Origin of the sequence: Streptomyces sp. NBC_01428 (assembly GCF_036231965.1) — a bacterium.
In the GTDB taxonomy this organism is placed as follows: domain Bacteria; phylum Actinomycetota; class Actinomycetes; order Streptomycetales; family Streptomycetaceae; genus Streptomyces.
In genome coordinates this window covers 7,476,441-7,499,755 of record NZ_CP109499.1, presented here as the reverse complement: position 1 = coordinate 7,499,755, position 23,315 = coordinate 7,476,441, and the positions used below count along the sequence as shown (strand labels likewise).

Here is a 23,315-nt window from a genome sequence, read left to right as displayed (position 1 = left end):
TCTCGCGGGCCGCCGCGAAACTCACGGGCCCCCGCTGTACGTTGACCGGTCGGCACCCCCGACACGAAGGAGCGAACAGGCATGGCGACGCGACTCGGTCTGGCCCTCCCCCAGATGAGGCAGTACGACATCGGACGGGACGTGCCCGACGTGGCACGCACCGCCGAGACGATCGGCTACGACAGCCTGTGGGTCTTCGAACGCGCCCTGTTCCCGGAGCCCGCCACCCAGGGGCTGTACGGCATCGAGGGGCTGCCCTGGCCGGACACCTACCGCGGGGTCGCCGACCCGCTGGTCACCCTGGCGCTCGCCGCCGCCGTCACCGAGCGCGCCCTGCTCGGCACCAGTGTCCTGGTCGCCCCGCTGCACCTCCCCTTCCAGCTCGCCAAGTCCCTCGCCACGCTCGACGCGGCGAGCGGCGGCCGGGTCGTCGCGGGCCTGGGCACGGGCTGGTCGCACGACGAGTACGCGGCGGCGTCACCGCGCCCCTTCGAGGACCGCGGCCGGGTCCTCGACGAGGTGATCGAGGTGTGCCGCGCGGTCTGGGGCCCCGACCCGGTGGTCTACGAGGGCGACCTCACCCGGATCGCCTCGGCCGTGGTCGGCCCCAAGCCCGCCCGGCCGATCCCCGTCCTGCTCGCCGCGAACACCGGCAGGGCACGGCGCCGGCTGGTGGACCACGCCGACGGGTGGATGCCGATCGGCATGGGCGTGGACCAACTGACCGCGCAGTGGCGCGCGTTGCAGGAGCTGGCCGCCGAGCGCGGGCGCACCGACCCGCTCCGTACGGTCCTGCGGACGAACGTGCGCTACACCGCGAAGGGCCACGAGGGCGGGGACCGGCAGCCCTTCCACGGCGGGGTCGACCAGATCGTGGAGGACCTCGTCGCGCACGCCGCGATCGGCCTGGACGAGATCTTCCTCGACCTGCAGAGCACGGTCCGGGACGCCGAGGAGCTCAAGGACGTGGCCGCCGCCGTGTACGAGGCGGCGCGGGCGGCCGGCGTCTGAGCCGCCCGTCCGGGGCCCCTGGTCCGCGGCCGGCTCCCGCTAGTCCTCGGGGAGTTCGACGGGCGCGATCTCGTCGTAGACGTCACCGGGCCCGGGGTTGGTCGGGTCGGTCGTGCCGCCGAGCTGGTGCATGACGCCCCAGACCGCGTTCAGCGCGGTCTGGACGGCGCCCTCGGCCCAGCCGGCCGTCCAGGAGATGTCGTCGCCGGCGAGGAAGATGCCCCGCTTGTCCTCGGGCAGTCCGTCCTGCATGAAGTGCGTGAACAGACGGCGCTGGTAGCGGTAGTGGCCCGGCAGGTTGGCCTTGAAGGCGCCCATGAAGTAGGGCTCGTTCTCCCAGGACACCGTCACCGGGTTGCCGATGATGTGCGCCCGGATGTCGACGTTCGGATAGATCTCGCCGAGCGACTTCAGCATGACCTCCATGCGCTCGCTCGCGGACAGCGGCAGCCACTTCAGGCTGTCGTCGCACCACGTGTACGAGAGGCAGATGACGGCGGGCTTGTCCGGGCCCTCGTCCAGGAGGTAGGTGCCGCGCGTCATGCGGTCGGTGAGGGTCATCGACATGACGTCCCGGCCGGTCGGATTCCCCTTGTCGTCGACGGCCTTGTCGAGCCAGAACGGCCGGTCGACGGGGACGAAGAGCTTGGAGCTCTCCATGTAGTGGGTGCGCTCGATCGCGGTCCAGTGGTCGATCGGGAAGAGCGAGTCGTCGCAGGCGATCTTGGAGAGCAGCATCCAGGACTGGGCGGTGAAGATCGCGGCCTTGAAGGTCCGGATGTCGCCGTTCGCGTCGGTGACGGTGATGCCGTTGCCCGCGGTGCGGTGCAGCCGGGTCACGGCCGGGCGCGGGGTGCCGTCGTGCAGCGACGACAGCGAGGTGCCGTAAGCCCAGTGGACGATCTTCTCCGGCTCGCGCTCCCACAGGCGCAGCGGGAGCTGCTGGGAGCCGCCGACGATGCCGCGGTGGTGGTCGTCGGCCTCGGTGTAGACGACGCGCAGGATCTCCAGGATGGAGTTCGGGAAGTCGGTGTCCCAGCCGCCGGTGCCGAAGCCGACCTGGCCGAAGATCTCCCGGTGCCGGAAGGACTTGAAGGACTCCGAGTCGCAGAGGAACCCGTAGAAGGTCTGGTTGTCGAGCTTCTCGACGAGCTTCGCCCAGATCTCCCGGATGCGCGGCACGTCGCGCTCCCGCATCGCCTGGTTCATGTCGGAGAAGTCGGCGCCGTCCTCCAGACAGGCGTTCCAGGCGTTCATCACGTCGCGGTAGACCTGCGGCAGGTCGTCGACGGAGGTCGCGTAGTGGGACTCGCCCTTGAGGTCGACGACCGTCGAGGGCGTGGACTCCGCGAGCGGGTTGGGGAAGGGGCGGGTGGTGAGACCCACCAGGTCGATGTAGTGCTGGAGGGCCGTGGAGGAGGGCGGGAAGCGCATCGCGCCCATCTCGGCGGTCAGCGAGGGGTCGCAGCCCTCGAAGCCGACGGTGCGCAGCCGGCCGCCGATCTCGTCGGCCTCGTACACGACGGGCTTGAGGCCCATCTTCATCAGCTCGTACGCGGCCACGATGCCGGAGAGTCCGCCGCCGATGACGGCGACCTCGGTGCCGTGCTCGGTCGCGGGTATCTGTCCGAGGCCCGCGGGGTGCTCGAGGAAGTCGTCGTAGGCGTAGGGGAAGTCCGGGCCGAACATGGTGATCGGCGGCTGCTGCACGTCGGCGTGCTGGACGGCGTTGGGCACGGTGGACGTCATGGGGTACGGACTCCTTGCGCGAAAGCTGGTGAGGGGAAGGCTGGTTCGTCCGGGCCGGATCGGGGGGTCCGGGCGGGCGGGGTCAGACGAGGGACCCGTAGAGGCCGGGGCGGCGGTCCTGGAGGTACGGGTTCGTCTCGCGCGAGGCCGCGAGCAGGACGGGGTCGGCGTCGCCGAGGACCAGTTCCTCACCGCGGCCGGCGCGGGCCCGGGCGACTCCGTCGGGGCCGGCCAGCGTGGAGAGCCCGACGAACTCGAACTCCCCTTCCGGGCCCGTGCGGTTGACGTACGCGACGTACATCTGGTTCTCGAAGGCGCGGACGGGGACGACGGACTCCGCGACGAACTGGAAGGGGTGCATCTGCGCGGTCGGGACGAGCAGCAGGTCGGTGCCGGCGAGGGCGTGCGCGCGGACGTTCTCCGGGAACTCGACGTCGTAGCAGATCATGAGGCCGACCCGGAGGCCGTTCAGCTCCGCCTGCACGACGGGCCGGTCGCCGGGCGTGAAGTGGTCGCGCTCGAAGCAGCCGAAGAGATGGGTCTTGCGGTAGTTCGCGAGCCGGGTCCCGTCGGCGGAGATCAGCTGGACGGAGTTGTACACGTCGGCCGTGTCGCCGTCGGCCGGGGAGTCCTCGCCGTGCCCGCGCTCGGGGTAGCCGTAGGCGACGGCCACGCCGTGCCGCCCGGCGATCTCGGCGACCGCGTCGGCCGAGTCGCCGTCGGCGGGTTCGGCGAGGCGGCCGATGTCGTCGCCGATGGCGTAGCCGGTGAGGAACATCTCGGCGGTCACGAGGAGCCCTGCGCCCGCTGCGGCGGCGCGGCCCGCGGCGTCGTCGAGCACCTTGAGGTTCTCGGCGACCGAGCCGGGGCGGCCGGAGCTCTGGAGCAGGGCTGTGCGCATGCGTGTTCTCCACCGGTACGGAGGGTTTGGGGGGCTTGTTAGACGGTACGGTCGGCGGCCTCGGCCGGACAAGCAGGACCCGTTGCGCGCCACCGAACGAATCGTTGCGTGCGCCGGGTCCCCGGCGGCGATTCGTTGCGTGTCCGCCCGGGGGCCCCGATGCGCCCGGAGAACGCGGGGAGACGCAGGTCACAGGCGGGTTTCGGTGTCACGGCACGGTGACGCGCGGCTCACTTCACGCGACGCCCGTGCCGCGGGCGGTGCCGGAGCCCGCCGGGCGTTCCACGACCGGCCGGGCTCCGGCGCGGGCCGGCGCGCCCCGGCCGCCGGCCCCCCTCCCGTCACTCCCCGCGGGGCACTCCGAAGGCGGTGAGGACCGCCGCGTGGTCGGAGGGCCAGTCGTTGCCCGCCACATCGGGCCAGGAGCGCGGGGTGCCGCTGACGATGGTGCGGGAGTCGAGGGCGGTCAGCCCGCGGTGCAGGACGAAGTCGATGCGGTCCTGGGGTTCGGGGCGCCCGCTGCCGTCCTCGTGGTCGGTGTGGACCGGCGACCAGGTGTGTCCCGGGTCGCGCACCGGGTCGGGGTGGATCTCGCGGTAGGAGTCGCGCAGGCCCGCCTCCTCGGCCGCCTGCGTCACCGGCCACGCGACCTCGGGCCAGTCCCGGTGCGAGGGGGCGTTGAAGTCGCCGACGAGGACGACCGGCGTGGCCGGCTCCGTGGAGTCGGCGATCATCCGCAGGATCTCGCGCATCCGGGCGAGTCGCCCGCTCTCGTGCGCGATCAGCTCGGCGGCCGGGAGCCCGTCGAAGCGGGCCTCGTAGGGTCCGTACGGCGCGCAGTCGAGGTGGGCGCTCCACACGTCCACCCGCCGGCCGCCGGGCAGCTCGACGCGGACGCCGGTGCCGCCGTAGAAGCCGACGTCCGGGTCGCCCAGCCGCGCGACGATCGGGTGGCGGCTGATGACGCCGAGGTTGTCGCCCGCCCGGTGGTGGTGCCAGCCGAGGGCCTCGGCGAGTTCGCGGGCCGCGTCCCCGTACGTCTCCTGGAGGCCGACCACGTCCGCGCCCGTCTCGGCGATGACCTTGAGCTGCTTCGCGCGGTGGTCGTCGACCTTGGTGCCGCCGAACCAGAGGTTCCAGCTCAGCACCCGCAGCTCGGCCGGGGCGACCATGGCACGCAGCAGCGCCGGGGACACCTCCTCCAGGCTGCTGAGCACGGTGCGTCCGGCGGCGGGGCCGATGGGCGCGAGCGAGGGCACGGCGAGGACGGCGCAGCCCGCGGACTCGGCGGAGGTGACGCCGGTCTGGGTGTCCTCGACGGCGACGCAGGCGGCGGGTTCGACGCCGAGGGCGCGGCAGGCGGCGAGGTAGGGGTCGGGGGCGGGCTTGGTGCGTTCGGTGTCGTCGGCGGTGACGGAGACGGCGAAGCGCTCGGCACCGAGCGCCGCCAGCACGGTGTCGGCGACGGCGCGCGGGGAGGCGGTGACGAGGGCGGTGGGGACGCCTTCGCGGGCGAGCGCGTCGAGCAGTTCGGTCGCCCCGGGGCGGGGCACGATGCCGGTGCGGACGCGGTCCGCGAACTCACGGTGGAGTTCGGCGGCGATCGCCTCCGCCGGGGACGCGGTGACGCCGGCCAGCCAGGAGGCGGTGTGCTCGACGGGCCGTCCGAGCACCTCGGGCTGGTCGGCCCCCGTGAGCGCGTGTCCGAGCCCGTCGGCCACCTGTTCCACCGCCTCCCACCACAGTCGCTCGGTGTCCACGAGCGTGCCGTCCATGTCGAACAGGACGGCCTGGAGCGGGAGTCGGGCGGTGGTGCGGTGGCTCACGGTGGTCTCTTTCGTCGGTGGGGGATGCGAGGGGGGCGGTCGGGGACGGGGGCGTCCCCGACCGCCAGGCCGGAAGGCTCCTGATCGGAACGCTCCCGGCAGAACGCCGCCCGGCCAGGAAACCCGCCCCGTGGGGGGCCGCCCGGCGGAAGGCTGCCCGTTCATCTGGCCGTCCGGTCGGGCGGCCGTGGAGCCGGGAGGCCACCCCGCAGAGGGGTACCTCCCGGCCGGAAGGACGTCTGATCCGGTGGCCCGCCCGGTCGGAAGGGCCGTCCGGTCGGGCGGCCGTGGAGCCGGGAGGCCACCCCGCAGAGGGGTACCTCCCGGCCGGAAGGACGTCTGATCCGGTGGCCCGCCCGGTCGGAAGGCCACGCGCTCGGAGGACCTTCTGGTCAGGTTCCCCCGGCAGAAGGCCGCCCGACCGGAGACCTCCCGGTCGGATGACCGCCGGCTCGTCAGCCGCCGGTCAGGACGCCGCACGGTCGGAGGTCCTCACGCCCGGCAGGACGTCCGGTCAGGTCGCCTCCGGCAGAGGCCGCCTGACGGGCGGCCGCCCGGCCGGAGGACTCCCGATCGGACGGCTCCCGGACAGGTGGTCTCCCGGCCGGAGGGCTCCCGATCGGAGGGCTCCCGATCGGAGGGCTCCCGGTCAGGTGGTCTCCCGATCGGAGGGATCCCGAATCGGAAGGCTCCCGATCAAGTGGTCTCCCGACCGAAGGGATCCCGAATCGGAAGGCTCCCGATCAAGTGGTCTCCCGACCGGAGGGACTTCCGATCGGAGGCTCCCGGCCGGACGACTCCCGGCAGGTGGTCGCCCGGTCGGCAGTCGCCGGTCGGGAGGCTGTCGGCCGGAAGGCCGCCGGGCCGTGGCACGGCTCGGGGCGAGGGCCGCTGCCGCGCCGCGGCCCTCGCCCGGCCACGGAGGCCGGGCCGGTCCGCCGGGAGGTCGGCGGACGTGCGGCCCGGCGCGGTCTCGGGGCGGGCCGCCCCGCCGGATGCCGGTGCCGGACGGCACCGGATCCGGGAGGCGGCCGCTCCTCAGCTCGTCCGGGCGGCGACGAGCACGGGACGCTCCGGAAGGGTGACCGTGACGGGCGCGCCCGGCGCGAGGGCCGCGGCCTCGTGCGTGGGCAGGTCGGCCTTGACCTCGGTGCCGTCGGCGAGCCGCACGGTGACCCGGGTGGCCGCGCCGAGGAACGCGGTGGCCACGAGCCGCGCGTCACCCGACTCGTCGGCGCTCACCCGTACCGCCTCCGGCCGGACCAGCACGTCCACCTCCCGTGCGGCGGGCGCCTCCCCGTCCACCGGCAGGCGCCGGCCGAGGACCTCGACCGACTCGCCGTCGAGCGTCCCGGGTATCCGGCTCATCGTGCCGACGAACTCGGCGACGAAGGCGGTGGCGGGACGCCCGTACAACTCGGCGGGCGCCGCGCACTGTTCGAGCTTCCCGGACCGCATCACCGCGACCCGGTCCGCCATGGACAACGCCTCTTCCTGGTCGTGCGTCACGAACAGGGTGGTGATCCCGAGTTCCTGCTGGAGGCGGCTGATCTCCTCGCGCAGCGAGAGGCGCACCTTGGCGTCCAGGGCCGACAGCGGTTCGTCGAGCAGCAGCACGCGGGGCCGCAGGGCGAGCGCGCGGGCCAGCGCGACGCGCTGCTGCTGACCGCCGGAGAGCTGGTGCGGGTACTGCTCCCCCTTGTCCGCGAGGCCGACCAGGTCGAGCAACTCGGCGGCCCGAGCGCGCCGTTCGGCCGTGCGGACCTTGCGCATCCGCAGCCCGAAGGCGACGTTGTCGACGGCGCTCAGATGCGGGAAGAGGCTGTACGACTGGAAGACCATCCCGGCGTCGCGGCGGTGCGCCGGGACCCGGGTGACGTCCTCGCCGTCGACCAGCACCTCGCCGGAGTCGGGGTGTTCGAAGCCGGCGAGCATGCGCAGGGCGGTGGTCTTGCCGCAGCCGGAGGGGCCGAGCAGGGCGAGGAGTTCGCCGGGCCGGACGGTGAGGTCAAGGCCGTCGAGGGCGACGGTCGGACCGAACTCCCGCCGCAGTCCGCGGAATTCGACGGTGGCGGCCTTTTCGAGCGTGGCGAGGGTCATGGTCATCCCCGGGAGGCGGAAGCGGTACGGGAGCGGCCGCCGAATCCGGCGAGCGCGAGGAGCAGGGCCCAGGTGACGAACAGGCTGAGCACGGAGACGGCGACGGACATCTGGGCCTGCGAGCCGCCGACGTTGTAGATCCACACGGCGAACGGCTGGTAGCCGAGGAGCCGGGCGACCGTGAACTCGCCGAGCACCAGGGCGAGGGTGAGGAAGGAGGAGTTGAGCAGTGCGCCGCGCAGATTGGGCAGCACCGCCCGGACGAGCGCCTGCGGCCAGCTCGCGCCGCAGCTGCGGGCGGCCTCGACGAGGGTGCGCACGTCGACGGCGCGCAGTCCGGCGTCCAGGGCCCGGTAGACGAACGGCAGCGCCATCACCACGTACGCGAGGACGAGCACCACCGGGAAGTCCGGGTTCTGGATGGCCACGAAGGTCTGGAACAGCGGGGTGCGCGAGAGATGTTCGGGTCCCCACTTGAGGACGGTGGCCATGCCGGCGACGAAGGCGATCGGCGGGACGACCAGGGGCAGCGAGCACACCACCTCGACGACCGGCCGCAGCCGGGGCGAGCCGAGCCGCAGCGCGACGGTGGCCGGCACCATGAGGAGCAGCACCACGACGATGGTGGCGAGGGCGAGTTCCAGCGAGAGCAGCAGGCTGGAGACGAAGCCGTCGGCGGAGACGATCTGGCTGTAGGCGTCGAAGGTGACGCCCTGCCCGGGCACGTCGACCGTGAAGATCACGGACGCGGCCATGGGCACCAGGAAGTACAGCGCGGCGAGGGCGAGGACCACCCAGCGCCACAGGTTCAGGCGAGCCATCGCGCGCTCCGTCGTTGCAGGGGCAGGTACACGGCCATGACCAGGCCCGCGATGAGGACCATGTCGAGGCTGAGGGCGAGCGCCACGTTCTCCTGGCCGACCAGCACGTTGCCGGAGATGGCGTCGGCGATCTGGAGGGTGACCAGCGGGACGGCGCTGCCGACCATGGCGGCGGCGGTGGCGTACGCGGCGAAGGCGCTGCCGAACAGGAGCACCAGGCCGCCGAGCAGCGAGGGAGCGAGCACGGGCAGGGCCACGTGCCGCCAGTACTGGACGGAGGTCGCGCCGTTGTTCTGCGCCGCCTCGCGCCACTGCGAGCGCAGTCCGTCGAGGGCGGGCGTGATGGTGAGGACCATGAGCGGGATCAGGAAGTACAGGTAGACGATGACCAGGCCCCAGAAGCTGTAGAGGCTCCAGCCCTTGTCGGCCAGGCCGAGATGCCGGGTCAGGACACCGGAGTTGCCGAGGGTGGCGACGAAGGCGAAGGCCAGCGGGACGCCGCCGAAGTTGGCGAGGACGCCGGAGGCGGTGAGCACGGCCTCGCGCAGCGCGCGGAAGCGGGAGGTCACCACGGCCTGGGCGAGCGGCAGTCCGAGGACGGTCGCGATGCCCGCGGAGACCGCGGACAGTTTGACGCTGCCGATCAGGGCGGTCAGGTAGGCGCCCTGGAACGAGCCGGTCAGGTTGTCCATCGTGTACGAACTGGCGCCGGTCGCCTGGTCCTTGACGGTGAAAGCGCCGTTGAGCATGGCGAGGGCGGGGATGCCGAAGGCGATCGCCACGAAGACGAGCAGGGGGGCGACGGCGAGCCAGCCGGGCGCGCGGCGGCGCCGCCGCTGCCGGGGGGCAGCGGCGGGCGCCACGTCGGCCGGGGCCTCGGTGAGAGCGGTGGTCATCCGGAGACGGCCTTGCCCCAGCCCTGACCGAGCACGGTCTTGGCCTTGCTCTGCTGGTCCTCGGTCGGGAAGCTCGGCGTCCCGGTGACCGCGGGGAGCTTCGCGGCGGCCGTCTTGTCGAGCGTGCCGGCCTTGTCCATCGCGGGCATCAGGACCGGGCGGGCGTAGCCCTTGAGCCAGAGGTTCTGGCCCTCGGCGCTGTAGAGGTACTCCTGCCACAGGCGGGCGGCCGCGGGGTGCGGCGCGTCCTTGTTGACGGCCTGGGAGTAGTACTGGGCGAACTGGCCGTCGGAGGGGATGGCGACCTTCCAGTCGACGCCCTTGGACTTGAACTCGTCGGCGTAACCGGCGTTCAGATAGTCCCAGTCGATGCTGATGGGCGTCTCGCCCTTCTCGACGGTGGCCGGGGTCGACTCGACGGGCGTGTAGTTGCCGTTCTTCTTCAGCTTGGCGAAGAAGTCGAGGCCGGGCTGGATGTCGTCGAAGGAGCCGCCGCTCGCGAGCGAGGCCGCGTACACGCCGCCGAACGCCGAACCGGACTTGGTCGGGTTGCCGTTGAGGGCGACCTGGCCCTTGTACTGCGGCTTGAGCAGGTCCTTGAAGGTCGTCGGGCACTCCTTGACCTTCTTGGCGTCGCAGCCGATGGAGATGTAGCCGCCGTAGTCGTTGAACCAGCGGCCGGCGGCGTCCTTCTGGCCCTCGGGGATGTCACCGAAGGCGGCCACCTTGTAGGGGGCGAGCAGTCCCTGCTGGGCGGCGCTCAGGGCGAAGGAGCTGCCGAGGTCGAGGACGTCCGGGGCGCGGTCCTGGCCCTTGCGCGAGGTGACGGCGGTGATCTCGTCCTGGCTGGAGCCGTCGGGGCTCTCGACATCGATCTTGATGCCGTACTTCTTGGTGAAGCCGTCGATCAGGGCGCCGTAGTTGGCCCAGTCACGGGGGAGGGCGATCGCGTGCAGCGTGCCCTCCTTCTTCGCGGCCTTGACCAGGGCGTCGAGGCCGCCGAGGTCCGCGGCGGAGGTCGCGGTGGCCGCGCTCTTGCCGTCGGCGGTGGTCGCCTTGTCGTCGGGGGCGGCGCCGCAGGCGCTCAGGGTGAGGGCTGCGGCGACGGCGAGGCCGCCGGTGAGGAGGGCGGTCCTCGGCAGGAACACGGTCACGGTCTCTCCAGGATGACGCACGAGGGTGTGGTGGTACGGAGAACTTGTCTGAACAAGTTGGCCCAAGTAGGCCCGGCGTTGGTGTCCTGTTCGTAAACTTTGGCCAAACCGTGACCCCTGGTTCCCTGCACAATTCCGGCAGACGCGGATCGCGCCGCGCGGTCGATTAGGGTGATCACGCTGTGCACAGTGGTCCAGGCTGAGGGGAAGCATGCCGGCGCGACACGAGGAGATCGCCGAGGAGCTGCGGCGGGCGATCGACCGGGAGGAGTACACCGTGGGCAGCCTGCTGCCCGCGGAGACCGACCTCGCCGCCCAGTACGGCGTCTCGCGCGGCACGGTCCGCCAGGCGGTCGCGGCCCTGACCGCCGAGGGGCTGATCGGCTCCCGCCAGGGCGCCCGCCGCGTGGTCCTGGCCAGCCGCCGCAGCCAGAGCTTCGCCGAGCTGCGCAGTTTCGCCCAGTGGGCGCGCGCGATGGGCCGCGAGGCGACCGGGCACGTGGTGTCGCAGGAGTACCTTCCGGCCACGGCGGCGGACGCCGTCCGGCTGCAACTGCGGGAAAGGACACCGGTGTTGCACGTGCTGCGGGTCCGCGGACTGGACGGCGAGCCGGTCCTGCTGGAGCGCACGGTGTACGCGGACTGGATCTCGCCCGCCGTGGCGGCCATCGAGCCCGAGTGCCCGTCCGTCACACAGCGCCTCTTCGAGGACACCGGGCTGGTCTTCGCGTACGGCGAGCACGTCATCGACGCCGTCGCCGCGGGCGCGCAGGATGCCGACCTCCTCGGCGTCCGCCGCACCAGCCCCCTGCTGCGGGTCCGCCGCGTCACCACCACCCGCGAGGGCCGCCCGGTCGAATGGTCCGACGACCGCTACCGCTCGGACGCGGTCAGTTTCAGCGTCCACAACTCGATGGACAACAACGCCCTGGCACGACAGACGGCCGAATAGCGCCCTTCAGGGACGCGGGGAACTGCGCGACCAGCCACAACCCACCCGCAGTCGCCCGCGCGGCGGGAACCCCCCACCCTGCTGGGCGCAACGGCGTTGACGGGGGCCCCACCTACGTGGGTGACCCCGAGGAAAACCTCCGCAGCAGCGGCGACAGCACGAGAACGGACTTCGTCCGTTCCACGAACGACTCCCCCGCGATCCGTTCCAGCACCCGCTCGAAGTGCCGCATGTCCGAGGCGAAGACCTGCACGACCGCGTCCGCCTCCCCGGTGACGGTGGAGGCGGCCACGACTTCCTGGTACCGCTCGAGACCACGCTGGATCGTCTCCGGCGAGGTGTTGCGGCGGCAGTAGATCTCGACGAACCCCTCGGTCTCCCAGCCGAGCGCCGCCGGGTCCACCCGGACGGTGAACCCGGTGATGGCGCCGGTGGCCCGCAGCCGGTCGACCCGCCGCTTCACCGCGGGCGCGGACAGGCCGACCTGTTGCCCGATGTCGGCGTAGGAGCGGCGGGCGTCCTCGGCGAGGGCGTGCACGATGCGTTCGTCGAGATCGTTCAGCACTGCGGGTGGTTCACTTTTCTGCGAGGTGCCTGGCGGGGGTTCTACGGTTGCTCGGAGACGGTCTCCGCGGTCGCCATACGGGACCGGCGATAGCCGTAACTGAAGTAGAACACGAGCCCGACGGCCATCCAGACACCGAAGACCACCCAGGTGACGGCGGAGAGACTGGCCATCATCCACAGGCACAGCAGGAAGCCGATCGCGGGCAGCACCGGCGCGAGCGGGACCCGGAAAGTGCGGCGCATGCCCGGGCGCGTCCGGCGCAGCACCACGACGGCGATGTTGACCAGCGCGAAGGCGAAGAGCGTGCCGATGCTGGTGGCGTCGGCGAGCTGGCCGAGCGGGATCGCGGCGGCGAGGACACCGCAGAACAGCGAGACGATCACCGTGTTGGCACGCGGCGTGCCGGTCTTCGGGTCGACGCGGGCGAAGATCTTGGGGACGAGACCGTCCCGGGACATCGCGAACAGGATGCGGGTCTGGCCGTACAGCACGGTGAGCACGACGCTGGCGATGGCGATGACCGCACAGGCCGCCAGCAGCGTCCCCCAGAAGGTCTGACCGGTGACGTCCTTCATGATCTCGGCGAGCGCGGCCTCGGAGTCGTTGAAGCGGCGCCAGGGCTTCGCACCGACGGCGACGGCCGCGACCAGGACGTACAGCGCGGTCACGATGACCAGCGACAGCATGATCGCGCGCGGCAGGTCGCGCTGCGCGTCCTTGGCCTCCTCGCCGGCCGTGGAGGCCGCGTCGAAGCCGATGTAGGAGAAGAACAGCGTGGCACCGGCGGCGCTGACGCCCGCCATGCCGAGCGGCATGAAGTGCTCGTAGTTGCCCGAGCGGAAGCCCTGGATGCCGATCGCGCAGAACATCACCAGCGCGGCGATCTTCACGGTCACCATGACGGTGTTGGCGCGCGCCGACTCCTTGGCCCCGCCGAGCAGGAACGCCATGGCGAGCAGGACGACGATGAGGGCCGGCAGGTTGAAGACGCCTCCGTCGCCGGGCGGCGCGGACAGCGCGTCCGGGATGGTGACGCCTATGGTGCCGTCGAGCAGTTCGTTCAGGTACTCGCCCCAGCCGACCGCGACGGCCGCGACCGAGACGCCGTACTCCAGGACGAGACACCAGCCGCAGATCCAGGCGATCAGTTCGCCCATCGTTGCGTACGCGTACGAGTACGACGACCCGGCGACCGGGATGGTGCCCGCCAGTTCGGCGTAGGAGAGGGCGGAGAAGAGCGCGGTGAGGCCGGCGATCACGAAGGAGAGGGTGACCGCGGGTCCGGCCTTGGGGACGGCCTCGCCGAGGACGACGAAGATGCCGGTGCCGAGCGTGGCACCGATGCTGATCATCGTGAGCTGCCACAGCCCGAGGGAGCGGCGCAGCGAGCCTCCCTCGCCCTGGCCACCCTCCGCGACCAGGCGTTCCACGGGCTTGCGGCGCATCAGGCGCGCGCCGAACCCCGGGGACGGTGGGGACGAGGTGGTTCGGGACTGCGGGGGTGCGCCGTGGTCGAGCACGCGGGTGGCTCCTTCATCGCTGCCGGTCGAAAAGGGCGGAGACCGGCGGCACCCCTGACAGGAGGGACCCACCGAGCGGGGTCCCCGCCACGCCTGTGTACAGCGCTTGACCCTATGAGCCAGGGCTTCGCGGGCGTAATGCAGCAACCTTGCGCGTCTCCGCAAGATCGTTGCGTTCATCGCGGCGGTGCGGATGTTCGTTGCGCGGGGCCTTTCGATGGTTGCGCACGGCGCCTTTTCGCTGGTGAAAGGGGTTCGCCGGCCGCCGAACCGACGGTGCGTCAATTCCCGCTCCGGAGACGCCCGTCCACCCCCTCGCGCGAAGCCGTCCGTCGTCCGCGGGCACGCCCGTCCGTCCGTCGCGGGCACCCCACGCACGCGTACGGCCCCTGTTCCCACGCGGGGGGACAGGGGCCGTGGAGGCCGACGGACCGGGCCGCCGTCGTCGGCGTGCGGCGGGCTCGGCCGTGGACCGGGGAAGCTAGCTCCAGCTGGCGTGCAGCGGCTTGCCCTCGGCGTAGCCGGCGGCGCTCTGGATGCCGACGATCGCGTTCTCGGCGAACTCCTCCAGGGAGTTGGCGCCCGCGTAGGTGCAGGAGGACCGGACGCCCGCGATGATCGAGTCGATCAGGTCCTCGACGCCCGGGCGGGACGGGTCGAGGAACATGCGCGAGGTGGAGATGCCCTCCTCGAACAGTGCCTTGCGGGCCCGGTCGTACGCCGACTCCTCACTGGTGCGGTTCTTGACCGCGCGCGCCGACGCCATGCCGAACGACTCCTTGTACAGGCGGCCGTTGGCGTCCTGCTGGAGGTCGCCCGGGGACTCGTAGGTCCCGGCGAACCAGGAGCCGATCATGACGTTGGACGCGCCGGCGGCGAGCGCCATCGCGACGTCGCGCGGGTGGCGGACACCACCGTCGGCCCACACGTGCTTGCCGTACTTCTTGGCCTCGGCGGCGCACTCGAGGACGGCGGAGAACTGCGGCCGGCCGACCCCGGTCATCATGCGGGTGGTGCACATCGCGCCGGGGCCGACGCCGACCTTGATGATGTCGGCGCCCGCGTCGATGAGGTCCTTGACGCCCTCGGCGGCGACGATGTTGCCCGCGACGATCGGCACCTGCGGGTCCAGCGCGCGAACGGTGCGCACGGCACTGATCATCGACTCCTGGTGGCCGTGCGCGGTGTCGATGACGAGGGTGTCGACGCCCGCGTCGAGGAGCTGCTTGGCCTTGCCGGCCACGTCGCCGTTGATGCCCACGGCGGCGGCGATGCGCAGCTTGCCGTCGGCGTCGGTGGCCGGCGTGTACAGCGTGGCGCGCAGGGCGCCCTTGCGGGTGAGGATGCCGGCGAGCCGGCCGTCCGCGTCCACGGCGGGCGCGTAGCGGCGGTTGGCGCCGTCGAGCCGGTTGAACGCCTCGCGGGGCTCGATGTCCGCGTCGAGGAGCAGCAGGTCCTTGGACATGACCTCGGACAGCTGCGTGAAGCGGTCCACGCCGGTGAGGTCGGCGTCGGTGACCACGCCGACCGGGCGGCCGTCCTCGTCCACGACGACGCCCGCGTTGTGGGCGCGCTTGGGCAGCAGCGCCAGTGCGTCGGCGACGGTCTGGTGGGGTGCGAGGACGATCGGGGTGTCGAGCACCAGGGGGCGCCCCTTGACCCAGGAGACGACCTCGGTGATGACCTCGATCGGGATGTCCTGCGGGATGACGACGAGGCCACCGCGGCGGGCGACGGTCTCCGCCATCCGCCGGCCGGCGATCGCCGTCATGTTGGCGACGACGAGCGGGATGGTGGTGCCCGTGCCGTCCGGAGAGCTGAGGTCCACGCCCTGACGCGAGCCGACCGCGGAGCGGCTGGGCACCATGAACACGTCGTCGTACGTCAGGTCGTACGGGGGCTGGATGTCGTTGAGGAAACGCACGTGCTGCACATCCCAGTCGATCAGAGGTGGCCCCCGGACAGGTCAGCCAGGGGGAAGAGCACGTACTTCATTGTCCCATGACGGCTGGTGTGCGGTGCCCGGACAGATCATCCAGGCAGGTCAGGGGGCAATTGGTCGGATCCTCCAAGGACGAGGACGACCGACAGCGTGGCGTCGAACTGCTGGTAGTGGCCGGAGGCCGCCTCCAGGATCCCCTGGGCGGTCTCCCACTCGGCGGGCCGTGCCCGCGCGTACGGGCGCCAGCCGCTCACCACGAGGAGCCTGCCCGGGGTGGCGGGTCCCCAGTCGGGGTCGCCCAGGACGTCGGCGAGCGCGTCCCAGTTCCGGCCGAACCACTCGGGCAGGTCGAGGGCGCGGACGCAGCGGGCCATGAAGCCGGCCTTGTCGAGAACGCCGGAGAGGTCGAGCTCGCTGACCTGCCACCCGGCCGCGTGGCACACCTCCGCGAGCGGCCCACGGGTCATCTCAGCACCGCCTTGAACGAGTCGTAGTGATCATCGGTGTAGTAGATCTCCCCGCTCTGCCCGGTGACGATGCGTCGGGCGCCCCGGTCGCCCTCGCCGGGCGTCCGCACGGTGTACTCGTGGTAGTACCCCCGGGGGCGCTGCGGCAGCTCCCGCTCGAAGTTGCCGAAGACGGCTCCGTCCTTGGCGTACGGGTACGGGCCGCCCCGGTCGATGAGGGCGAGCGTCGCACGGCCCTCGGCCGGTAGTTCGGCGGCGCTGACGGTCGGCCGGTCGCCCACCCAGGAGGGCAGGGCCGCGGACCCGCTCGCGGTGGTGGCACGGTCGCCCGGGGCGGCGGTGTCCGTCGACGAGCAGCCCGTGAGCAGCAGCGCGAGACAGGCCAGCAGAACGGCCGTCAAAGGGCCCGCGAACGTGCGAGGGGACGGCCGTGGCAGCATGAGTCGATGCTGCCACGGCCGTCCCCTCCAGGCACGCGTTGAGGCGCCCTCAGGGGCCGTCCGGGTCCGCCCGGTTCAGCGCCGGACGCGGGGTCGTGCCCGCCGTCATCAGATAGTCCGCGGCGGAGGTGTCCGTCACCAGGCTGGTGACCAGCCCGGAGCGCAGCACCGCGTCGATGGCGGCCGCCTTGCGCTGGCCGCCCGCGATCGCCACCACCTCGGGGATACGGCGCAGCCGGTCGGCCTCGACCGTGATGCAGCGCTCGCCCAGATCGCGGCCGACCCGCCGGCCCTCGGCGTCGAAGAGGTGGGCGGACATCTCGGCGGCGACACCGAGGGACGCGTAGTGGGCGCGCTCCTCGTCGCTGAGCATGTCGTGCACCGTAGAGATGCCGGGCTCCCAGGAGCCGATGGAGACACAGGCGACCGTGACCTTGTCGAAGTACTCGAAGGCGCGAGCGATCCCCGTCTGGTTGCGCAGCGCCGCCGCGGTGGCCTCGTCGGGCAGCAGCATCGGCGCGTAGATGGGGTGGGCGTCGCCGCCCGACACCTGCGCCGCACGCCGTACGGCCTCGACGGAGCCGCGCTCGGCGGTACCGGCGTCGTAGACACCCGTCAGCTGCACCACGGTGCACGGCGGGAGCCGGTCCAGCGCCGCCGCCATGTGGATCGTGGAGCGGCCCCAGGCGAGGCCGAGCACATCGCCCTCGTTGACCAGTTCGCCGAGCAGGTCCGCGGCCACCTCACCGAGGTTCTCCGGGTCGGGCGACTCCTCGGCGTCCGCCGGGGACTCGACGACCACGGCGTGCCGAAGGCCGTAGCGGGCGCGCAGCGCGTCCGAGCGCTCCGCGTCCAGCTCGGCGGGGACGCGGATCTCGATCCTCACGAGATCCCGTTCGAGAGCGGTCTCCAGGACCCGGGCCACCTTGAAGCGGCTGACGCCGAACTCCTCGGCGATCTGGATCTTGGACTTGCCCTCGAGGTAGAAGCGGCGGGCCATGGCCGCCGCCTGCACCAGCTCAGCGGGTCCCATCCGCATGGCTGACCGGCCCGCCGACATACCCGACACGGCGATCTCCTCACTGCTGTTCACACTCTGGATTCGCCGTTCATCCTCGCAGATCCGGCGCACTTGATCCGCCCCGAAGGGCGCCGTTCACGTTCCCTTGGTTCAGTGGCCGCACGCCCACGAGGCGCGGGCCGTCGCCTCCTCGGCCTGGGTGCGCAGTGCACGTACCGCCTGGGCCGGGTCCGCGGCCCCGTAGACGGCCGATCCGGCGACGAAGACGTCGGCCCCCGCTTCGGCGCACCGCTCGATGGTGGACGCCGAGACGCCGCCGTCGACCTGGAGCCACAGTTCGAGGCCGTGCTTTTTGATCAACTCGCGGGTGCGGCGGATCTTCGGGAGCATGATGTCGAGAAAGGCCTGACCCCCGAACCCGGGCTCGACGGTCATGATCAGCAGCATGTCGAGCTCGGGAAGCAGATCCTCGTACGGCTCGATGGGCGTCGCCGGCTTGAGTGCCATCGAGGCACGGGCACCCTTGGCCCGGATCTCGCGGGCGAGCCTGATCGGTGCCCCGGTCGCCTCCACGTGGAAGGTGACCGAGCCGGCCCCCGCTTCCACGTACTGGGGCGCCCACCGATCGGCGTCCTCGATCATCAGATGGCAGTCCAGCGGAGTGTCCGTCGCCCGCGCCAGGGACTCCACGACCGGAACACCGAGCGTGAGGTTCGGTACGAAATGGTTGTCCATCACGTCGACATGGAGCCAGTCCGCCCCCTGCACCGCTGTTGCCTCCTCGGCAAGACGGGCGAAGTCGGCGGACAGGATGCTGGGGTTGATCTGCGCGGCCATGCCCCAAGCCTGCCATGTCCCGGGCCGGTTGCTCTCCTCGGTCCGGACCTCGGTCTCTCCGCCGACGTCCGGCGGGCGTCCCGGGTGCCGTGCCCGGCGGCCCAGCGGCGCCGCGTCCGGTCACGGGGGTGGGCATGAAGCGGCTCGACGCCTGGAAGCGGGCGGGCATCGGCGCCGTGTGCGGACGCCGGTCCAAGTGGCTGGTGCTGGCCCTGTGGCTGCTGGTGCTGCTCTTCGTGGCACCGCTCGGCATGAAGCTCAGCGACGCCCAGGACAACGACGCGCAGTCCTGGCTGCCCGGCTCGGCGGAGTCGACCCAAGTCCTGGACGTCTCGAACGAGTTCCGTCCCGAGCAGATCCCCGCGGTCGTCGTCTACGCCCGTGAGGGCGGTCTGACGACGCAGGACCGGCGGCAGATCGCCGAGGACGTCCAGCAGATCGAGAAACTGCGGGACCACGGCATCCGCGGTGCGGAGACCCGGGGCCCGGTCTTCGACCGGCCGGCCGATCCGCGCGCCGCGCAGATCTACGTGCCGATCACCATGGACGCGGCCGGCTGGCAGCGGATCGCTCCCGCCGTCGACTCCATCCGCGACCAGGTGGGCAAGGGCGGCGACGGGCTCGCCGTGCACATCACCGGGCCCGGCGGCACCTCGGCCGATTCCTCGAAGGCCTTCGAGGGCATCGACTCCACGCTGCTCTACGCGGCGATGGCCGTCGTCATCGTGATGCTGCTGATCACCTTCCGCAGTCCGACCCTGCTCTTCGTGCCGCTGCTCGGGGTGATCGTCGCCCTCTTCACGGCCCAGGCGCTGATCTATCTGCTGGCGACCCATGCCGGGCTGACCGTCAACGGGCAGAGCGCCGGCATCCTCACGGTGCTCGTGTTCGGCGCGGGCACCGACTACGCCCTGCTGCTCGTCGCCCGTTACCGGGAGGAGCTGCGCCGTCACGAGGACCGGCACGAGGCGATGGCGCGCGCCATGAACCGGGCGGGCCCGGCGGTCCTCGCCTCGGGCGCGACGGTCGTGCTGAGCATGCTGGTGCTGCTGGTCGCCGAGATGAACTCGACGCGGGGCCTCGGCCCGGTCGCGGCGATCGGCGTGGCCGTCGCCCTGCTGGCCATGCTCACCCTGTTCCCCGCCCTGCTCCTGGTGTTCGGGCGCTGGATCTTCTGGCCCGCCGTGCCGCACGTCGGTTCGTCCGACCCGACCCGCAGCGGCTTCTGGTCGCGTGTCGGCCACCGCATCGCCCGCCGTCCCCGGACCACCTGGATCGGGACGGCGCTGGTCCTCGCCGCCCTCTCGGTCGGGCTCGTCGAACTGCGGGCCGCGGGCATCCCGGCCGCCGATCAGTTCACCGGCAAGCCGGACTCGATCGTGGGCCAGGAGATCTCCGAGCAGTACTTCCCGGCGGGCGCCGGCGATCCGCTGGTGGTGGTCTCGGACGCGGCGGCGGCCGGGCAGGTGCGCCGGACCGTGGCGGCGGATCCGGGCGTGGTGCCCGCGAGCATCGGGGTGCCACCGGGCACGGCGCCGGAGCACGACGGCAGGGTGCTGTTCGAGGCGACGCTGCGCGATCCGTCCGACAGCGACGCGGCGAAAGCCACGGTGGACCGCGTGCGGGACTCCGTGCACGCGCTGCCCGACGCCGACGCGAAGGTCGGCGGCGGCACCGCGGCCCTGCTGGACATGGAGGACGCCCAGACGCACGACAACTACCTGGTGATCCCGCTCGTCCTGATCGTGGTCCTGCTCGTGCTGAGCGTGCTGCTACGGGCCCTGGTGGCCCCACTGCTGCTGATCGGGACCGTGGTGCTCTCGCTGGCCGCCGCGCTCGGGGTGAGCGCACTGGTCTTCCGGCACGTCTTCGACTACGCGGGCGAGGACGTGTCCTTCCCGCTGTTCGTCTTCGTGTTCCTGGTGGCGCTCGGCATCGACTACAACATCTTCCTGACCACCCGAATCCGCGAGGAGGCGGCCCATCAGGGCACCCGGCGCGGAGTGGTCACCGGGCTGGCCACCACCGGGGCGGTGATCACCTCGGCCGGTCTGGTCCTCGCGGGCACGTTCGCCGCGCTCGGCACCCTGCCGGTGGTGGGCTTCGCCGAGATCGGCTTCGCGGTCGCCTTCGGCGTGCTGCTGGACACCTTCATCGTGCGCTCGGTCCTCGTGACCTCGCTCTTCCTGGATGTGGGCCCGAAGGTGTGGTGGCCGAACCGGCTGGCGCACGAGGACGGTGGCACCCGGCCTCCGCCGGACCCCGCCGCGCCGGATCCGGACAAGCCGGACAAGCCTCCGCGACCGGCCGCTCCCCCGGGCTGAGCGCGCAGCGGTACGGAAGAGAGTGCGGCGGCGGTCAGCCCGTCCGGCGGATCAGTGCCAGGTACATGGCGTCGGTGCCGTGCAGATGCGGCCACAGCTGGACGTCGGGGCCGTCGCCGAGGGCCGGGACGCCGGGCAGCAGCGGGCGGGCGTCGAGGAGTTCGGCGGAGCCGCCGTCGTAGTGCTTGAGGACGTCGTTGACGACCGCGCGGGTCTCGGCGAGGTGCGGCGAGCAGGTCGCGTAGCCGACGACACCGCCGACCCGCACCGAGTCGAGGGCCGTGCGCAGCAGACCGCGCTGGAGCGGGGCGAAGCCGTCGAGGTCCTCGGGGCGGCGCCGCCAGCGGGCCTCGGGACGACGCCGCAGGGCGCCCAGACCGGTGCAGGGCACGTCCATGAGCACCCGGTCGAAGGTGTCGGGACGCCACGGCGGACGCGTGCCGTCCGCGGTGATGACCTGGTAGGGGCCGGGGTTCCCGGCGAGCGCCTTGGCGACCAGTCCCGCGCGGTGGGGCTGCTTCTCGGAGGCGAGCAGCGTCGCGCCGCGCCGGGCCGCGAGCCCCGCCAGCATCGCGGCCTTGCCGCCGGGTCCGGCGCAGCCGTCCAGCCAGAGCCGGTCGGGCCCGTCGAGCGGCGCGTTCGCGAGGGCGACGGCGACGAGCTGGCTGCCCTCGTCCTGGACGCCCGCGCGCCCCTCGCGGACGGCGTCGATCGCGCCGGGTTCGCCGCCCTCGGAGAGGCGCACGGCGTACGGCGACCAGCGGCCCGGCAGGGCCGAGTCCTCGTCGAGCGCGCCGAGGATCTCGTCGGCGGTGGTGCGTCCGGGCCGGGCGACGAGTGTCACCTCGGGCCGTTCGTTGTCCGCCTCCAGCAGGTCCTCGATGCCGGCCCGGCCGCCGCCGAGGGAGTCCCACAGGGCGGAGACGATCCAGCGGGGGTGCGAGTGCACGACGGCGAGGTGGTCCTCGGGGTCCTCGTCGTAGGGCGGCGCGACCTGCTCGACCCAGGCGTCGAGGTCCTGCCGCGCGACCTTGCGCAGGACGGCGTTGACGAACTTGGCCCGCCCGTCGCCGAGCACCACCCGGGCCAGCTCCACCGAGGCGGAGACGGCGGCGTGGGTCGGGATGCGCGTGCCGAGCAGCTGGTGGACGCCGAGGCTGAGCACGTCGAGGACCGGCGGATCGACCTCGCGCAGCGGCCGGTCGACACAGGCCCCGATGACGGCGTCGTACGTTCCCTGCCGGCGCAGCGTGCCGTAGACCAGTTCCGTGGCGAGTGCGGCGTCCCGGCCGTCGAAGTCGCCCTTCTCCCGCGCCTTGCGCAGCAGCGGCGGCAGGACGAGGTTGGCGTACGCGTCGCGCTCGTCCACGGCCCGCAGCGCCTCGAAGGCGAGCATGCGGACCGGGTCCTTCTGGGGGCGACGGTAGGGCTTGCCGGGCTTGGCCGGCCGACGGGACTGCTCACTCACGAAAAAGGTGCTCCGGATCCAGGAAAGGGTGCGTTCATCAGCCTACGCCGCGCGGCGCGGGCCGGCCGTGGGGCGGCCGTCAGACCCCGAGCCGCTCACCGGAGGGGATCCGCACCCCGCGGGCCCAGTCCGCGGCGCGCATCGGCTTCTTGCCCTGGGCCTGCACCCAGAGCAGCTCGACGGCGTAGGAACCGGTGCCCACGTACACGTTGTTCTTCGCGACGGACAGCTCACCCGGGGCGAGGTCCGTGCGGTCGGGCACGGTGGCGACCTGGATGAGCTTGAGCCGCTCGTCCCGGAAGACGGTCCAGGCGCCGGGGGCGGGGGTGCACCCGCGCACCACGCGGTCGACCCGCAGGGCCGGGGCGGCCCAGTCGACGTGGGCGTTCTCGACGGAGATCTTCGGCGCGGTGCTGACACCGTCGGCGGGCTGCGGCACGGCCTTGAGGGTGCCGTCCTCGATGCCGTCCATCGTGGCGGCGAGCAGTCCCGAACCGGCGAAGGCGAGCCGCGTCAGCAGGTCACCGCTGGTGTCGGTGTGCCGGATCTCCTCGGTGACCGTCCCGTAGACGGGGCCCGAGTCGAGGCCCTCCTCGATCAGGAAGGTGGAGGCGCCGGTGATCTCGTCGCCGGCCATGATCGCGTGCTGTACGGGGGCGGCGCCGCGCCAGGCGGGCAGCAGCGAGAAGTGCAGGTTGACCCAGCCGTGCACGGGGACGTCGAGGGCGACGCGGGGCAGCAGCGCGCCGTAGGCGACGACGGGACAGCAGTCGGGGCCGATCTCCCGCAGCCGGGCCAGGAACTCCTCGTCACGGGGCTTCGCGGGCTTGAGCACCTCGATCCCGGCCTCCTCCGCCCGTACGGCGACCGGGCTCGCGACGAGCCGCCGTCCTCGGCCGGCCGGGGCGTCCGGCCGGGTCACGACGGCGGCCACCTCGTGCCGCCCGGAGGCGATCAGGGCGTCCAGGGCGGGAACGGCGACCTCGGGGGTACCTGCGAAGACGAGCTTCATGGGTGGCGGTTGGCCTCTCGGGCGGGAGCACTTCGATGCCCACGCGCGCGCCGGGAAGGGCGGAGCGCGGGGCAGCGCACCAGTCTATGCCGCCTGCGGCACCGCGGCTCGGGGGTTCTCCCGCCCCCGTCCGGCGGGCCCGGGCGGCGGCCGCGTCCGGGCGCCGGGCCGGGGGGCGCGTCAGCCTCAGGACAGGGGGCGTACGTCCTGCGACGCGCCCCGTGCATATGCCCTCACGCCCCCGCAGCGTGACCACTCACCCGTCCACGCGTTGGTCAAGAAAGAGTTGACCACAGCGGGCTGCAC

The 23,315-nt window shown here is 72.4% G+C and carries 19 protein-coding genes; 3 read left to right on the top strand and 16 right to left on the bottom strand.

All coding sequences use genetic code 11. From position 1 onward, the window contains the following. Positions 1-81: 81 nt before the first annotated feature. Positions 82-1,011 (top strand): LLM class F420-dependent oxidoreductase, encoded by a 930-nt coding sequence (locus OG406_RS32560; RefSeq protein ID WP_266612051.1) that lies wholly within the window; start codon positions 82-84, stop codon positions 1,009-1,011. 39 nt (positions 1,012-1,050) lie between these two features. Here the strand turns inward: OG406_RS32560 and OG406_RS32555 are convergent, their stop codons facing one another. The 7 genes from OG406_RS32555 to OG406_RS32525 all read right to left on the bottom strand — a co-directional run bounded on the left by OG406_RS32555 (position 1,051) and on the right by OG406_RS32525 (position 10,458). Then, positions 1,051-2,760 carry a flavin monoamine oxidase family protein gene (locus OG406_RS32555; RefSeq protein ID WP_267050247.1) on the bottom strand — a complete coding sequence of 570 codons (1,710 nt, stop codon included), beginning with the start codon at positions 2,758-2,760 and terminating at the stop codon, positions 1,051-1,053. Positions 2,761-2,842: 82 nt separating this feature from the next. Next, the gene (locus tag OG406_RS32550; protein ID WP_266854387.1) at positions 2,843-3,661 is read right to left on the bottom strand and encodes a carbon-nitrogen hydrolase family protein; all 819 of its coding nucleotides are present in this window, start codon (positions 3,659-3,661) and stop codon (positions 2,843-2,845) included. 341 nt (positions 3,662-4,002) lie between these two features. Beyond that, positions 4,003-5,487 carry an HAD-IA family hydrolase gene (locus OG406_RS32545; protein WP_329189138.1) on the bottom strand — a complete coding sequence of 495 codons (1,485 nt, stop codon included), beginning with the start codon at positions 5,485-5,487 and terminating at the stop codon, positions 4,003-4,005. Positions 5,488-6,525: 1,038 nt separating this feature from the next. After that, the gene (locus OG406_RS32540) at positions 6,526-7,593 is read right to left on the bottom strand and encodes an ABC transporter ATP-binding protein (RefSeq protein ID WP_164370001.1); all 1,068 of its coding nucleotides are present in this window, start codon (positions 7,591-7,593) and stop codon (positions 6,526-6,528) included. Next, positions 7,590-8,408, bottom strand: coding sequence for an ABC transporter permease (locus tag OG406_RS32535; RefSeq protein ID WP_329189136.1), 819 nt, complete (start codon positions 8,406-8,408; stop codon positions 7,590-7,592). The genes OG406_RS32540 and OG406_RS32535 overlap by 4 nt, the downstream gene beginning before the upstream one ends. After that, positions 8,396-9,304: an ABC transporter permease gene (locus tag OG406_RS32530; RefSeq protein ID WP_267050252.1), complete on the bottom strand. Its 909-nt coding sequence runs from the start codon at positions 9,302-9,304 to the stop codon at positions 8,396-8,398. Before OG406_RS32530 ends, OG406_RS32535 begins: the two co-directional genes overlap by 13 nt. After that, a complete protein-coding gene (locus OG406_RS32525) occupies positions 9,301-10,458 on the bottom strand; it encodes an ABC transporter substrate-binding protein (RefSeq protein ID WP_326843592.1) in 1,158 nt (385 codons plus the stop codon). Before OG406_RS32525 ends, OG406_RS32530 begins: the two co-directional genes overlap by 4 nt. Before the next feature lie 211 nt (positions 10,459-10,669). Here OG406_RS32525 and OG406_RS32520 point away from each other — a divergent pair, with 211 nt between their 5' ends. Further along, positions 10,670-11,410, top strand: a complete 741-nt coding sequence (locus OG406_RS32520) for a GntR family transcriptional regulator (RefSeq protein ID WP_164369997.1) — start codon at positions 10,670-10,672, stop codon at positions 11,408-11,410. Positions 11,411-11,522: 112 nt separating this feature from the next. On the opposite strand, the gene OG406_RS32515 is transcribed toward OG406_RS32520, so the two are convergent. From OG406_RS32515 to rpe, 7 genes are all read right to left on the bottom strand, one after another. Beyond that, positions 11,523-11,975, bottom strand: coding sequence for an Lrp/AsnC family transcriptional regulator (locus tag OG406_RS32515; protein ID WP_081223320.1), 453 nt, complete (start codon positions 11,973-11,975; stop codon positions 11,523-11,525). A gap of 41 nt (positions 11,976-12,016) precedes the next feature. After that, positions 12,017-13,498, bottom strand: coding sequence for an amino acid permease (locus tag OG406_RS32510; RefSeq protein ID WP_329189133.1), 1,482 nt, complete (start codon positions 13,496-13,498; stop codon positions 12,017-12,019). A 481-nt stretch (positions 13,499-13,979) separates the two neighbouring features. Further along, positions 13,980-15,422, bottom strand: coding sequence for a GuaB1 family IMP dehydrogenase-related protein (locus tag OG406_RS32505; protein ID WP_329191052.1), 1,443 nt, complete (start codon positions 15,420-15,422; stop codon positions 13,980-13,982). A 107-nt stretch (positions 15,423-15,529) separates the two neighbouring features. Next, positions 15,530-15,907: a barstar family protein gene (locus OG406_RS32500; protein WP_267050253.1), complete on the bottom strand. Its 378-nt coding sequence runs from the start codon at positions 15,905-15,907 to the stop codon at positions 15,530-15,532. After that, the gene (locus OG406_RS32495) at positions 15,904-16,347 is read right to left on the bottom strand and encodes a ribonuclease domain-containing protein (RefSeq protein WP_164369994.1); all 444 of its coding nucleotides are present in this window, start codon (positions 16,345-16,347) and stop codon (positions 15,904-15,906) included. The genes OG406_RS32500 and OG406_RS32495 overlap by 4 nt, the downstream gene beginning before the upstream one ends. A 49-nt stretch (positions 16,348-16,396) precedes the next feature. Further along, positions 16,397-17,440 carry a sugar-binding transcriptional regulator gene (locus OG406_RS32490; RefSeq protein WP_081223325.1) on the bottom strand — a complete coding sequence of 348 codons (1,044 nt, stop codon included), beginning with the start codon at positions 17,438-17,440 and terminating at the stop codon, positions 16,397-16,399. 78 nt (positions 17,441-17,518) lie between these two features. Continuing rightward, a complete protein-coding gene (gene rpe, locus OG406_RS32485; protein ID WP_164369993.1) occupies positions 17,519-18,205 on the bottom strand; it encodes a ribulose-phosphate 3-epimerase in 687 nt (228 codons plus the stop codon). 134 nt (positions 18,206-18,339) lie between these two features. Here rpe and OG406_RS32480 point away from each other — a divergent pair, with 134 nt between their 5' ends. Next, positions 18,340-20,529: an MMPL family transporter gene (locus OG406_RS32480; RefSeq protein ID WP_329189131.1), complete on the top strand. Its 2,190-nt coding sequence runs from the start codon at positions 18,340-18,342 to the stop codon at positions 20,527-20,529. A gap of 34 nt (positions 20,530-20,563) precedes the next feature. Here OG406_RS32480 and OG406_RS32475 read toward each other — a convergent pair whose 3' ends face one another. Together OG406_RS32475 and fmt are read right to left on the bottom strand one after the other, a co-directional pair. Beyond that, entirely contained in the window at positions 20,564-21,997 is a 1,434-nt protein-coding gene (locus OG406_RS32475) for an RsmB/NOP family class I SAM-dependent RNA methyltransferase (RefSeq protein ID WP_329189129.1), read from the bottom strand. 79 nt (positions 21,998-22,076) lie between these two features. Beyond that, a complete protein-coding gene (gene fmt / locus OG406_RS32470) occupies positions 22,077-23,009 on the bottom strand; it encodes a methionyl-tRNA formyltransferase (RefSeq protein WP_164369990.1) in 933 nt (310 codons plus the stop codon). Between the last annotated feature and the right edge of the window lie 306 nt (positions 23,010-23,315).

Coding starts and splice junctions, on each gene's coding strand:
- OG406_RS32560 (WP_266612051.1), top strand. CDS start 82: ATGGCGACGCGACTCGGTCTGGCCCTCCCCCAGATGAGGCAGTACGAC.
- OG406_RS32555 (WP_267050247.1), bottom strand. CDS start 2,760: ATGACGTCCACCGTGCCCAACGCCGTCCAGCACGCCGACGTGCAGCAG.
- OG406_RS32550 (WP_266854387.1), bottom strand. CDS start 3,661: ATGCGCACAGCCCTGCTCCAGAGCTCCGGCCGCCCCGGCTCGGTCGCC.
- OG406_RS32540 (WP_164370001.1), bottom strand. CDS start 7,593: ATGACCATGACCCTCGCCACGCTCGAAAAGGCCGCCACCGTCGAATTC.
- OG406_RS32535 (WP_329189136.1), bottom strand. CDS start 8,408: ATGGCTCGCCTGAACCTGTGGCGCTGGGTGGTCCTCGCCCTCGCCGCG.
- OG406_RS32530 (WP_267050252.1), bottom strand. CDS start 9,304: ATGACCACCGCTCTCACCGAGGCCCCGGCCGACGTGGCGCCCGCCGCT.
- OG406_RS32520 (WP_164369997.1), top strand. CDS start 10,670: ATGCCGGCGCGACACGAGGAGATCGCCGAGGAGCTGCGGCGGGCGATC.
- OG406_RS32500 (WP_267050253.1), bottom strand. CDS start 15,907: ATGACCCGTGGGCCGCTCGCGGAGGTGTGCCACGCGGCCGGGTGGCAG.
- OG406_RS32495 (WP_164369994.1), bottom strand. CDS start 16,347: ATGCTGCCACGGCCGTCCCCTCGCACGTTCGCGGGCCCTTTGACGGCC.
- rpe (WP_164369993.1), bottom strand. CDS start 18,205: ATGGCCGCGCAGATCAACCCCAGCATCCTGTCCGCCGACTTCGCCCGT.
- OG406_RS32480 (WP_329189131.1), top strand. CDS start 18,340: ATGAAGCGGCTCGACGCCTGGAAGCGGGCGGGCATCGGCGCCGTGTGC.
- fmt (WP_164369990.1), bottom strand. CDS start 23,009: ATGAAGCTCGTCTTCGCAGGTACCCCCGAGGTCGCCGTTCCCGCCCTG.